The sequence below is a fragment of the Bacillus sp. BS3(2021) genome (genome assembly GCF_021043345.1).
GTDB lineage: Bacteria > Bacillota > Bacilli > Bacillales > Bacillaceae > Bacillus > Bacillus paralicheniformis.
The window spans coordinates 279278-293201 of the sequence record NZ_JAJNDM010000004.1 but is presented as its reverse complement, the minus strand read 5'-3'; the positions used below and the strand labels follow the sequence as shown (position 1 = coordinate 293201).

General features: G+C 48.0%; 6 protein-coding genes. All 6 read right to left on the bottom strand.

Going from position 1 to position 13924, the window contains the following annotated elements:
- Positions 1-178: 178 nt before the first annotated feature.
- Positions 179-1366, bottom strand: coding sequence for a glycoside hydrolase 5 family protein (locus tag LQ247_RS11500; RefSeq protein WP_231006072.1), 1188 nt, complete (start codon positions 1364-1366; stop codon positions 179-181).
- A 63-nt stretch (positions 1367-1429) separates the two neighbouring features.
- Entirely contained in the window at positions 1430-3112 is a 1683-nt protein-coding gene (locus LQ247_RS11495; protein ID WP_231006071.1) for a cellulase family glycosylhydrolase, read from the bottom strand.
- A gap of 134 nt (positions 3113-3246) precedes the next feature.
- Positions 3247-5361 carry a glycoside hydrolase family 48 protein gene (locus LQ247_RS11490; protein ID WP_231006070.1) on the bottom strand — a complete coding sequence of 705 codons (2115 nt, stop codon included), beginning with the start codon at positions 5359-5361 and terminating at the stop codon, positions 3247-3249.
- A 75-nt stretch (positions 5362-5436) separates the two neighbouring features.
- Complete coding sequence (locus LQ247_RS11485) at positions 5437-7398, bottom strand: glycoside hydrolase family 9 protein (protein WP_231006068.1); 1962 nt, start codon at positions 7396-7398, stop codon at positions 5437-5439.
- Between the two features lie 391 nt (positions 7399-7789).
- On the bottom strand, positions 7790-12106 hold the full coding sequence (locus LQ247_RS11480) for a PolC-type DNA polymerase III (RefSeq protein ID WP_231006067.1): 4317 nt from the start codon (positions 12104-12106) through the stop codon (positions 7790-7792).
- 87 nt (positions 12107-12193) lie between these two features.
- Entirely contained in the window at positions 12194-13912 is a 1719-nt protein-coding gene (locus LQ247_RS11475; RefSeq protein WP_231006066.1) for a proline--tRNA ligase, read from the bottom strand.
- Positions 13913-13924: the final 12 nt, after the last annotated feature.

Sequence of the window (13924 nt, the reverse complement as noted above, 5' to 3'; positions counted from 1 at the left end):
TGCAGGCTCCCATTCATCAGCTCCCTCGTAAAAACCCTGCTTCAAAAGCAGGGGATTTAGAAAAAACGATGAACATGTCGAGACAAAATTGCCTGTTCAATACAAAAGAGCGGGTTTCCCCACTCTTCGCCTCGGCTATCGTTAGCATTTCCAATAAAACTATACCATAACCATATTTTTATTGCAAATCATGACAGCGTTTAGTCTGACGCATTTCGGAAGCGGATGATTTCTCATTCATCCGCTTCGCATGTTCTGAAATGACAGAAGCGGCAGAGCTCGGATAAACGATCCGAAAACCGTCATAATCCGGATAAAGGGTCCCGTCATCCTGAATACCGGTCAAAATCCAAAATTGGCTGCCCGCTCCGCCCTGCTTTTCTATGAGTTCAAGCCATGTTCTGTAGACGTCGTCCCTTCTGGACTTATCCTGATAGCCGTACTCTTCTAAAACGACCGGCTTGCCGATTTCTTTTCCATCGCAAATATGGTCTGTGATCCACTGATTTCCCCATTCGGCCGTTTTGCCCCAATGATCCGGATAGAGGTGATATGTGCCGTAATCAATATGCTTAAGAGCAGTCAGCCTTTTCCAATCCACACCTTCTCCGCCGCTGTAATGCCAATCAGGGTGCCCTTCTATATGATAAAATCCTTCATCTCCAACTGCTACAAGATGGTTCTGATCAATGGATTTAATAAATTCGCTCATCTCATCCGCCCATTCGACAAGTGTATTTCCGGTTCTGTCAGACTGGACCCTTGGTTCATTGGCAAGCTCCCACGCCATAATCGCGGGATCATCTTTATATTTGACGCCACTATATGTGTTGACTCGGTTCAGCATATAGGATACATAATTTTTATACGCCTCTTTAATGTCCGGATGAGTATAAAAGGCGTCATGTCCATCCGCCTGAAACCACCTGACATATTGATTCATTCCGCCGAAATCATCCCAGTTGTTCACAAAAGGGATGACTAGTTTTATCCCTGTCTGTCCCGCTTTATAAATGGCATAGTCAAGCTTTGAAAAGCCTGATTCATCATATATGCCCGGCCTTGGCTGCATGACGGTATTTTCCTGCGGCTGGCCGTCAAGAAATCCCCAGATGCGGATCACTTTCAATTTCATCGCTTTCATATCTTCGAACACATCGTCGACCATTTTTTTAGATTTATAATGGAAATAATAGTTATTCGTCCCGGCAAAATAAAAGTCTTTTCCATTTAAAATGAACGATGTTCCGGATGTCACAACAAAAGGAGACGCAGCTAGTGCCGGCCGGGGATTGCCAAACTGAATGGCGGAAAGCGCAAGCAAAAACGGTATCAGCAGTGTCAAAAAAAACTTTTTCGTCATCATTATTTTTCCCTGCTTTCATAAAGAAGATCCATGGACGGCACCATTCAGAGATTAGCAGGCCGTTCAAGGCGTGACTTTCATCTTCACGACCGTCTCGACGCCTTTCGGCCACAGTTCAAATGTAAAGGTGGAATCGCTTTTCAAATACTTTAAAACCCGCTCTCTCAAATACAAATCCCCGTCTTTTTCGTAAAAATCCTCGTCATAGTTCAAGTAGGGCGTCCATGACCATACTTCTTCAAGAACCGGCCTTCCTGTAGAATCGACGACTCCTTTAACCGTAGCCAGCTTCGTTCCGTTCAGTGAAGCCGGGATTTTGAGATCACCGCTGATTGCCGATTGACTGACGGTGAATTCGCTTTTTTCAAGCTTCGGGTCATCATAAAGAATGATATCCATAACCTGGCTGGCTCCTTTATGAAACGTAAAAGTGAGCTGCGCTTTTACCCCAGGCTGCCCGGACCCGTTCAGCAGCTTTGCCAAGCAGGATTCCTTAATAGAGACCGTTTTTCCGGCATTATCAACTGTATAATCACTGCCTTCCTTTAATGGTTCGGATTTCTGATAAATGCCGGTCAGCACATTGCCGGTCAGCTGAATGTCCACCGTCTGATCGCTGAGGTTTTGACCTTTTTTTATAAAAAGATCTGCCGGTTTGATGATCGCATTGGGAACGCCGCGTCCCGCCTGAATGACAATCTCTTTAACAACAGGATCGCGCCACTGTCTCTCAGTCCGGTCAAACTGGTCATTCCCGTTGTCCCACCACATCGGGACCATTTGATATTTGTGGGCAAGGCGGACAAACGTATCATGATAGAGCCGCTTTGAATGATTTTCATTGGCGCCGAGGGTACCGTATTCGCCGATGATAACCGGGTATCCTTCCCTTACAAATTTTTCATAAACCGGTTTGATATCCTCCTCCATCTCGGAGATTTCGGCTGCCGATCCCCAAGTCGTCCGGCCCCACCAGTTTGATACGTAATCCCACGGAGAATAGTAGTGATATGTGAGGACAATCCGGTCATCATCAGGCGGTTCAAATGAATGAAGCAATTCATCTTTGTTATCTTCAAGCCCCCCGACGATCACGAGCCGCTGGCTGTTGTTTCCGCCGGTCGAACGGATGATGTTCAGCATCTCGCGGTTAAGCAGATTCATTTGATATGCGTTCATTCCAGTCGGTTCATTGACGATTTCAAACAGGAGGCGTTCACTTTTGTTTTTAAAACGCTCGGCAATTTGCTTCCAGACTTTCCCCAGCTTATCTAATGTCTCCTGCTGGCTGTTTCCCATGCGGCTGATCCATAGCCAAGAATCGTGGTGAATATTTAACACGACATAAAATTCTCTTTCCAACGCCCAATCCGTCACTTCTTCCACCCGGTTCATCCAAGCGGTGTCGATCAGATACCCGGGAGCGCTGCCGATGTGGGAGTCCCATGTCACCGGAATCCGGACGCTTTTAAACCCCGCGTCGCGAATATCATCAAAAGTATGCTCGCGAACCGGCGGATTGTTCCAAGAGCCTTCTGTCGGAACAGCATCCAGCGTGTTGCCAAGGTTCCATCCGGGACTCATGTTTTCCAAAAGGTCTGCCGGGGTGATGATGCTCTGCTTTTCTTGCTTTGCTGGCCCGCTTGTTCCCGAAGCTTTCGGAACTGTGGATAAAAGAACGGTTCCCATGATCAAAACGAACAGAATGATCGACTTTAAACACAAGGCTAACCATTTTTCTCTCAAACTTTTGAACTCCTTTTTTATTAGATGATCGTGCAAAACACTGGCTAAAATCCCTCAATTTAAAAAAGGCGGCTGAACGCCGCCTTTTCCCAAACGTTCAAGCGCATATCAATCTGACATTCTCTTACAGATTGTTATGCATTTCCGATTAAACGGTCATACTCAGCGTAAGCTGTCGCCATATCGACCTGAGACCAGAAGCGGTGATACACAAAAGTCGGCAGACCGTTTTCCCATTTGCCTGTATTCGGATTCCACGAGGTCTGATATTTATTTTCCAAATAAGGCCACATCGGATCGTTTTTAATTTTCGGACGGAGGTCGGCATGACTGATATAGACGCCGTTACCGCCCTTTGCCGGATCAGACGGCACAGTGTTGGAACCAGGAATGGTGTTGCCCTGCCCGTTTTTGCCGCTCCAGCCATTCGGAAAATAGACTTCCTTCGTAAAGTAGCGGATATAATCTTCATGTTCTTCCTCTGCTGCGATACCGATTCCGTCATTTTTATTCCATGCTGCATCAAGCAGTTCTTTTGCCACGTTTTTGGCCTTGTTTCCAAGAGTGGTAAAGCCGCCGGTTTCGGCTTTTGTTCCGGCTGCAAAGAAGACAAGCGTTTTAATATAGCTGCCGAGAACACCGACATCTTGAGAAGGATTCTTCGTCGTGACATGCAGTCCCGGATTTCCGGTAAATGAATCAAATCCCTTCCACGGATCAGGCTGGCCGCTCCATTCAAGGTTTGCCGGAATCCAAAACTCGCCTGGATCGGATTGTACGGCGATCTGCGGGTTTTGGCCGCCAAGGACGCGTTCTCCCGCTTCATTTAAATAATAGCCTTCTTCATCCGTAACAGGCCGTTCGCCCACAAACACATAATCAAGCGAATACGCGATCCATTTTTCAATCACATGCTTTGCCATTTGGAAGTTTTCAGACGATTTGTCACCTTTCTCTGCGAAAATGTAATACAGTTCCGCCACCCTTTCCAGCGGCCAGACTTGCATCCCGAACCAATTGTTAGAAGGCGGATCGTGATATACAGGCGCTTCTGTGTATGCCATTCCGTAAAATGTGCTGACATTCTGCGGATATGCGCTGTAGCTGCCGTTCCAGCTATTCGTGGCGCCGCCTGCAACAGCTCCTTCTGAAGAAAGCAGCCATGTGTAAAGTTCAAGCTGCCTTTTCAGCGCCTGTTCCCAATCGCTGCGCGCCGTGGATGAATTTGGAACCAATCCGCCTTCAGCTGTTGACAGTGCATAAGAAGCGACAGGGTTTTGATAACCTTGGTGCACATGACTCGCACCGATCCGCCACGCCCAGTTGGCATACTGTCCCAATCCGCCTCCCCAAGCAGTGTACCATGCCATTAAATAATGACAGGCATTTTTTCCAGTTCCGCGGGAAGGCGAGCCGTCAGCAGCGCTTCCAATCTCTTGAAAGTATTTGTCATACATGCCGTAACGGAGAAAGTCCCCCATTTTTTTAGCTTTTTCTAAATACTTAGTATTGCTGTAGCCCCATTGCCTTGCCCAGTACATCGCCTGAACAGCGCGCGCATCGGCGTCGGTCGCATTAGTGTAGCGCCACTGCGGGGCAGGAGCCTGATTTTCTTTTGTAAACAGACTCATAAACCCTTCATTCGGTTTTCCAAACGTCTGATTATCTTGAGAGGGGTGCGGAACCGTTTCCCAAACAGACTCCTGTTCACCGCGCTGGTAAGTGTTCACATAAACGGCGGTGTGTGATGGGTTCAACAGGTTCCCGAATCCATACCAGTTATCGACATCAAGCAGCCAGTGCATTAAATACGTTTCATTGCTTCCGTATGTGGATCTAAGCTCACTGTCAAGCGGATCGTTTCCGGCCGGATATTGTCCGGTCAAAGCCGAAGGATAAAGATCTGGGTAGCGGTGTTCGGCGGCATATGTGGCAGGGCTTGAGGGGTTATAATAGTTCATCGTCGGCTGTTCTTCGTTTCCATCGCCTTCATTGACCGGGATGATATATTTCTCCATATTGTCCCAGGCGGCTTCTAGCTTTGACCAGTCCTGTGTGTATCGGCCGTACATCGCTTCAAGCCACAGCCAATAACTGTATGCTTCAGATGTTGTCATATGGCCGTAATCAGGCGCTTCGCATATGAGCGTTTCAACTGAATGATAAGGAATGCCTTCAGGCGAAAAATAGCCGTTTTGCGGATTTTTAATTTGCTCATACAATTGCATAAAGCGTGTTTTATTGTCCATGATGCGTCCTCCTTTTGAAGCTTCAAGCTTTCGTTTCATATGATGGGACTGCCGGGGATTGAATCCGGGTGTTTTTTAGTCGGGCTCATTTCCAAAAACAAGCCGGCCTTCATCATATACTGGTATATACCGGGTTTTTGCCAGCGTGTGTGACAGCCCCCGGTAAGAGTGGTCATTTTTCGGATTCCAAAAAGACGTCCCCGCCGGAGCCGCTAGGCGGAACTGAACTTCTTTCTTATGGGCGGATTGACCCCCGGGGTATATCATAACCCCGCTGAAGCTGACTTCCGTATAGTAAATGTGTTCGCCGATGTGATATGGCTTCAGCTGGGACACCGACGCCCCTTCGTTGTATCCGGTTGAGATCTTTATATCTTCCGAAGAAAATCCGGCATTCACCGCTTCAGTCAGGTCCACGTAATAGCGGAAAGACAGCTTATCGGTTTTCTTTGCCGGCCATCCTGATCGGTTATTAAGCTGCACTCTGATTTCTGAGTAGTTGTTTCCCGAGCTGTTTATGGATGCCTCCGCAAAAAATTCATCTTCTGGTGTTTCCTTTTCGGGAAAATGAGGCAGCGGTGATTGCCCGGCACCATACAGTTGAAACATTTTGGCTGCATTGCCCGTGAAAGCCGCATTGTAATCGATCGCAACTTCGTTTGACACATAATCATTTGTTTCGTCCCGGTACGAATCATCTTTTCCCGGTCCGCCTACTAACGCGCCGTAAAGGGTATGGCGGTGGTTTTCAGGCACATTCATATGATCGGCCCATGAACCGTGTGCGGTGCGGTGATGCGGGTGCTTCGGCGGATTTGTTCCGTACCCGACGATAAAGCTGCGCTGTTGCGGATTATCCCCAAGCATATAGTTCATTTGCTGAACCGCAAAATCCCGATACCTTTTTGCTTTGCCGGCATCTTTTACCCAATCTGAATAAACAAAAGCGAGAAAAGCGGCGTTTGAAGCGTAGCGCAGCGATCCCCACTGCTCAAGCCATGCCAGCCCGCCTGGTGTATAAGTGATACGCTCTGTGCTTCCATTATAATTGTAGCCTGTCGACCAATAATCAAGATTGCGTTCGACAGATGTGGTGAATCGGGATTCGTTCGTCAGACGAGCGAGCAGCAGCTGTGCTCCGTAAGTGACGTCATCCCAAGAGAGCGTCCAGCGATAAGGCCAGTTTGCGGGATCGCCCCAATCTGAGACCGAAGAAAGCGCTTTATCCAAATAGTTTTGTTCGCCGGTTGCCAAGTAGAGCCAGACTGCTCCCCAAGTCAGCTCATCTTTATACCCGCTCCACGAATTATAATATTGCTGCGCGTCTGTAATGCAGTCTGAATATTTGCCGCGGTAGCGGTCGGCAAAATCGTACAATTCCTTGGCATGGGCCAATAGTTTATTTGAATAAGAAGCGTCTGTCGGCTGGAAAATGATTGATGCAGATGCTAGGGCTGCTGCTGTACCTCCGGCAAGGTCTGAACCGGGACAGGCTGCATCTATCTTATAAGCCGGCCGCTTCATAGGCATTACTTCGGCCGGGCCCCACCAGGCATGATCTTGGGCCCCATGGCCGACTTGGCCCCAAAACTCATAAGGGCCTGTATGCGCTTTAATAAAATAGTCTGTCGCCCATCTGATATTGTCTAATATCGCATCAAGCTGTCCGGCCGCTTCATAGGCATCGCGGTACTCATAGACGGACCATGACAGAACGGCCGCAGAATAAGCCATTGGAAGGCCGAACTTCACGTGATCTCCTGCATCATACCATCCGCCTGTCAAATCATGGCCGACATCTTTTCCATCCTCAAGCGCAGAGTCCCCTCTCCAATTCAGACGGCTGCCTTCCGGAAGCTTTCCGGAGCGCTGCGCCTCATAGAAAAGAATTGATTTTTGCAGCAACTCCGCATAATTTTGGTTCTCTTTCGCAAATGCAATGTCCGCCTTGCCGAAAGCCGGCATGAACAACATCGCAAACGTAAGCAGTAAAACAAAGAAAAACGCTTTCATTTTCAAAAAAGCTTTCTCTTTCAACGGACTCCTTCCTCCTCATTTTGTTTTCCTTCAAAACAGCCGATGTTTACATGACACTCACCTCCTTTAGTGACGGACAAATGGTGTCTTTCGGTAAGCGGAGAAGAGACTGATTGAATTTTTGAAATTTGAAGATGTGCTGCAGATTCACGCAGGTTCAATGTTTGCCGGAGGAACGAAGAACTTTGTTTGTTTAATCAAGAAACTAACTTCTGTTCACTGAAAAAGTGAACTTCTTTATAGAATAATATCATTTTGAAAATATTAACATTAATGTATTTTTATTGTCAATCAATCTAACAAACTTTCCGCACTATTCGCGTCTCTGAATCTTCGAAGCACGCGCTGGGTTAGAAAACAAAAAAGAGACTGCCGAATAAGTCGGCAGCCTTTAAAATAAAGACAGCTGGTTCTGATCTGGGAGCGACTCGAGACAGCCGTGGCGCTCCAAGTATTCCATGATCGTTTTTGACACCTTGCCTCTTTTTTGCAAATCTTCTTTGGAAAGAAATTCGCCTTCTTCCCTTGCTTTGACAATATTCAAAGCGGCGTTTGTTCCAAGCCCCGGTATTGAATTAAACGGCGGAATCAAGCTGTTTCCGTCAATGATGAATTCGGAAGCGCTCGATCTGTATAAGTCGACTTTTTGGAAAGAGAAGCCCCTTTCGCACATTTCAAGCGCCAGCTCAAGCACCGTGAGCAAACTTTTCTCTTTCGGAGAAGCGTCAAGGCCTTTAGAGTTGATGTCATCCATGACGGCTTTAATCGCTGTCGACCCTTTGATCATCGTTTCGATATCAAAGTCATCGGCCCGCACCGTAAAGTATGCTGCGTAGTAGAGCAGCGGATGATGGACTTTAAAATAAGCGATTCTGACCGCCATCAAAACATATGCCGCAGCGTGGGCTTTCGGGAACATGTATTTGATTTTTTTACACGAGTCGATATACCAGTCCGGAACATTATTATTCTTCATTTCTTCTTCCCACTCAGGTGTCAGTCCCTTACCTTTACGGACAAATTCCATAATCTTAAAGGCGAGGGATGGCTCAAGCCCCTGGTAGATTAAGTACACCATAATATCATCACGACAGCCGATCACTTCGCTCAGTTCACAAATATTATTGTGAATCAGCTCCTGCGCGTTGCCGAGCCATACGTCCGTACCGTGTGACAGGCCGGAAATCTGAACGAGCTCGGAAAATGTCGTCGGCTTGGTGTCTTCGAGCATCTGTCTGACAAAGCGGGTTCCGAATTCAGGGATGCCAAGCGTTCCGGTTTTACAGCCGATCTGCTCTTCGGTTACCCCTAAAGATTCTGTCCCTTGGAAAATTTTCATCACTTCGGGATCATCGGTCGGAATCGTCTTCGGATCAATTCCGCTCAGATCCTGGAGCATACGGATGACCGTCGGATCATCGTGTCCGAGAATATCCAGCTTCAGCAGGTTGTCATGGATGGAATGGAAGTCAAAGTGCGTCGTCTTCCATTCGGAATCGGTGGCATCCGCCGGAAACTGGATTGGTGAAAAGTCGTAAATATCCATGTAATCAGGCACAACGATGATTCCGCCCGGGTGCTGCCCTGTCGTCCGCTTGACGCCTGTACAGCCTTGGACAAGGCGGTCGATTTCCGCCCCGCGCATATGCAAATTGTTGTCGTTAGCATACCCTTTGACATACCCGTAAGCCGTTTTTTCGGCGACTGTGCCGATCGTTCCCGCACGGTAGACGTTATCCTCTCCGAACAGGACTTTCGTGTAGTTGTGGGCGTGCGGCTGATATTCGCCCGAGAAGTTCAAGTCGATATCAGGAACCTTGTCCCCTTTAAACCCCAGAAACGTCTCGAACGGTATGTCGTGGCCGTCTTTTCTGTAGGCCGCTCCACACTTCGGACAGTCTTTGTCAGGCAAATCAAATCCCGAACCGACCGATCCATCGTTGAAAAACTCGGAATGGCGGCAATCCGGACAGACGTAATGCGGCGGCAGCGGGTTGACCTCGGTAATTTCCGTCAATGTTGCGACAAGGGAAGAACCGACCGATCCCCTTGAACCGACAAGATAGCCGTCATCAAGGGAGCGTTTTACAAGCTTATGAGAGATCAGATAGATGACGGCGAATCCATGGCCGATAATGCTTTTCAGCTCTTTTTCGATCCGCTTTTCGACGATTTCCGGAAGGTCGTCGCCGTAAATGCTTTTTGCTTTCTCATAGCTCATGCGGCGGATTTCGTCATCTGCGCCTTCGATCTTCGGTGTGTAAAGATCGTCTTTGATCGGCTTGATTTCTTCGATTCGCTCGCTGATCAAACGGGTGTTCTTGACGACGATTTCTTTCGCTTTTTCCTCACCCAAAAATGAAAAGGCCTCAAGCATTTCATCCGTCGAACGGAAATGAACGTTCGGCAGTTCGTGCCTGTTGAGCGGATTTGCGCCGCCTTGTGAGGAAACCAGAATCTTGCGGTAAATTTTATCCTCAGGGTTCAGGTAATGAACATTCCCTGTTGCTACTACTGGAATATTCAGTTTCTCGCCGAGCTTTGTGATGTTGGCGATGATTTCTTTTAACGCTTTTTCATCCCTGACGAGTTCAAGCTGGAGCAGGTGCCGGTAGACTTCAGGCGGCATGACTTCAAGATAGTCATAAAATGAAGCGATGTCTTCGACCTCTTCCGGCGATTTCTGCATCATGCCTTCGAATACTTCGCCTTTGTCGCATGCCGAACCGATTAAAAGGCCTTCTCTGTACTTTTCAAGCTGTGACCTCGGGATCCTCGGCACCCTGTAAAAATAATGGATATGTGAAAGCGACACGAGTTTGAAAAGGTTTTTCAAACCTGTCTCATTGACTGCCAAAAGGGTCGCGTGATATGGCCTTGAACGCTGATAGGCATTGGACTGCCCCATATTTTCATTCAGCTGATCGTGGTACATGATATTTTTTTCGGCCGCGTCTTTCAGCATTTTCACAAGGAGATAGCCCGTCGCTTCGGTATCATAAATCGCCCTGTGGTGCTGGGTGAGCTCGATGTCAAACTTTTTACAAAGCGTATTCAGCCTGTGGTTTTTGAATTCCGGATAAAGAAAACGGCCCAGCTCAAGTGTGTCAATGACCGGGTTCTGCACTTTCTCCGAATTCAGCAGACGCTTGTAGGCGACATTGATGAAGCCGATGTCAAAGCTTGCATTGTGAGCGACAAGCGTGTGATCTCCGACCCATTCTTTAAAATCTCGGATGACCTCTTCGGCTTCAGGCGCATCTTTCAGCATATCATCGGTAATCCCAGTCAGCTCGATGATCGTAGCCGATAAAGGGCGATGCGGGTTTGCAAACCTTTCAAAGCGTTCGATGATCTCCCCGCCTTTTACTTTTACGGCGGCCAGCTCGATGATCGTATCATAGACGGCCGACAGCCCCGTCGTCTCGACGTCGAACACGACATATGTCTCCTCTTCAAGCAGACGGTGCACCGGATTGTAGGCAATCGGCACGCCGTCGTCGACGAGGTTGGCTTCAAGTCCGTAGATCATTTTCACGCCATGCTTTTTGCTCGCCGCGAATGCATCAGGAAACGATTGGACAACAGCGTGATCAGTGAGCGCGATAGCCGGATGCCCCCATTTTTTCGCCTGTTCGACAAGCTTGCCGATACTTGATACGGCATCCATCTGGCTCATCGGTGAATGGAGGTGGAGCTCGACACGTTTTTCGTCCTCCGGTGCTGTATCCTCACGGGTTTTCCCTTTGATTTCATTGACATCGTTGGCGATCATCACCAAATCGCGGACGAATGTATCGTTTTGTATGCTTCCTCTCGCCTTTACCCACATCCCTTTTTTCAGGGACTTCATCAAAACAGCGTCCTCTTTTTCACGTGCGAACATTTTGACGAGAATGCTGTTTGTATAGTCGGTTATCTTAAAGATACAAAGCGTTCTGCCGCTTTTCAGCTCTCTTGTTTCAGCGTCGAATACATAGCCTTGCACCGTAATTCTCCGCTCTTCATCCATGATGCTGTCAAGCGTTCTGATCTCTTCAGAGTCTTTAATCTGGTAGCCGATCTGAAGAGGGCCTGACGGCGCTTCATCGTCTTGGGCTTCCTTATCCTGCTTTTCCATTTCGATTAAAGCCTGAAGGGCTCTCTCTTGATCTTCGGCCATTTTTTGCTCTCTGAATTTCTGAATCTCTTGATCTGACACAAAGATTTCTGTGTCGAGCTGGAGCTCAGGAAAACCGAATGTGCAGTAGCTTGACTGGATGAGCGAGCTGTATTTCTTTTTTAAAGCGGATGCTTCTGTATCTGTTTTCGTTTTAAGCAGGATTTTGTTCCCCGTAAGCTTGGGCTTTTGGTCGTTCAAAAGCGTCAAAATCGGCGGGGAAATACCATCGAGTTCCTGGATGCAGCGCGTCCAGTAATCCTGAACAAGCTGCTCGTCAATCGAAAGGTTTTCCGCCTCGATGGAACAGGTGACCTGAGCGATATGGGAAAAGGTGCGGGTCAGCTGGGTGTGAAACCGTTCGAAGATTTGATAAGGCAGGACATTTTTCAATTTAAAGTGAAAGTGCCATGTCTTCTTGTTTTTATGAACGGTCAGCTTTATGATTTGTCCGCCTTCAAGGTGACGGATCATCGTATCTTCCGTTACATTCAGCTGCTGCAGAAGAATTTGAAACTGTCTTCTGTTGACAGAAAGCTGGTCTTCCAAGACAGATTCCTCCCTAAAAGAAAATCATAATTGAAGGTACCTTGGGACGATTCCCGAGGTACCTTCCTTTACTCTAGTTTAACATCTTTAAGAGTGAGAAGATAAGCTCTTGACTTGTTTTTCGATAAAGTCCAAAAGCTCTTCAGCGGCGACTTCAAATGATTCTCCGGTTTTGCGGATCTTCACTTCGACAACGCCTTCATCAGCTCTTTTTCCGACCGTGATGCGGATCGGCAGACCGATCAAATCGGAATCTGCAAATTTAACGCCGGCCCGTTCAGCACGGTCATCAAACAATACGTCATAGCCGTTCGCTTTAAAATCTTCATACAGCTTTTCGGCAAGCTGAACCTGCGCGTCATTTTTCATGTTAAGCGCGAGGATGTGCAGGTCATACGGCGTCACTTCCAGCGGCCAGATCAAGCCTTTATCGTCATGATGCTGCTCAACGATGGCCGAAAGTGTCCGGGAAATCCCGATTCCATAGCAGCCCATCAGCATCGGCTGAGCGCGTCCGTTTTCGTCAAGGTATGTTGCGTCCATCGCTTCAGAATAGCGGGTGCCGAGTTTAAAAACTTGTCCGACTTCGATTCCTTTTGCAAAACGGATCGTTCCGTTTCCATCCGGTGAAGGGTCTCCTTCCTGGATAAAGCGGAGATCGGTGAATGTCACATTGTGCACATCCCTGCTGATATTCACGTTTTGATAATGGTAATCTGTTTTATTCGCTCCTGCTGCTGCGTTTGCCATCGCCTTCACAGCAAAGTCTGCAAAGATTTCGATTTCACGGTCGAGCCCCACCGGTCCGACAAAGCCAGGCTCAGTACCTGTTATCTCAGCAACCTCTTCGGCGCTCGCGAATTCGATCGTTTCTGCTTGGAGCAGATTCTTCACCTTAATATCGTTGACTTCATGATCCCCTCTCGTCAACACGAGGACAAAACGTCCGTCTGCTTTCATGAGCATTGATTTCACGCAGTCTGACGGGGATATGCCAAGAAATGCGGCAACTTCTTCGATCGTTTTGACCGAAGGTGTGTGGACTTCCTGGAGCTCTTTCATTTCAGCCTGCTCGCCAGCACCGGCTTCCTTCACTTCAGCCATTTCGATGTTGGCAGCGTATGAAGACTGATCAGAATACGCAATTGTATCTTCACCGACATCGGACAATGCCATAAATTCATGGGTATCCTTTCCGCCCATCGCGCCTGAATCTGCAATGACCGGTCTGAAATTCAAGCCGCAGCGCGTAAACACATTCGTATACGCCTGGTACATATCATTGTACGTTTCATCAAGGCTTTCGGCGGAAGAATGGAAGGAATACGCATCCTTCATGATGAATTCCCGGCCTCTCAACAGACCGAAGCGCGGGCGCTTTTCATCGCGGAATTTCGATTGGATCTGGTAAAGGGTCAGCGGAAGGCGCTTGTACGATTTCACTTCATCTCTGACGATGCTTGTGATGACCTCTTCGTGTGTCGCGCCAAGGGCAAATTCGCGGCCGTGGCGGTCTTTCAGCCTCATGAGCTCAGGACCGTACGTGTACCATCTTCCCGATTCCTGCCAAGTTTCCGCCTGCTGGAGAGCAGGCATCAGCATTTCGACGGCATTGATTTTCTCCATTTCTTGGCGGACAATGCTCTGGATTTTATGAATGACTTTATTGGCAAGAGGCATATAGCTGTATACACCGCTTGTGTTTTGTCTGATAAACCCCGCTCTGAGAAGAAGCTGATGGCTTTTTGCTTCAGCATCAGCCGGCACTTCGCGGAGCGTAGGAATTAAAGTCCTGCTCTGTCTCATTCGTTCGCACCT

Excerpts from the sequence above, each read along its gene's own strand:
- LQ247_RS11475 (WP_231006066.1), bottom strand. The coding sequence starts at position 13,912 with ATGAGACAGAGCAGGACTTTAATTCCTACGCTCCGCGAAGTGCCGGCT.
- LQ247_RS11500 (WP_231006072.1), bottom strand. The coding sequence starts at position 1,366 with ATGATGACGAAAAAGTTTTTTTTGACACTGCTGATACCGTTTTTGCTT.
- LQ247_RS11490 (WP_231006070.1), bottom strand. The coding sequence starts at position 5,361 with ATGGACAATAAAACACGCTTTATGCAATTGTATGAGCAAATTAAAAAT.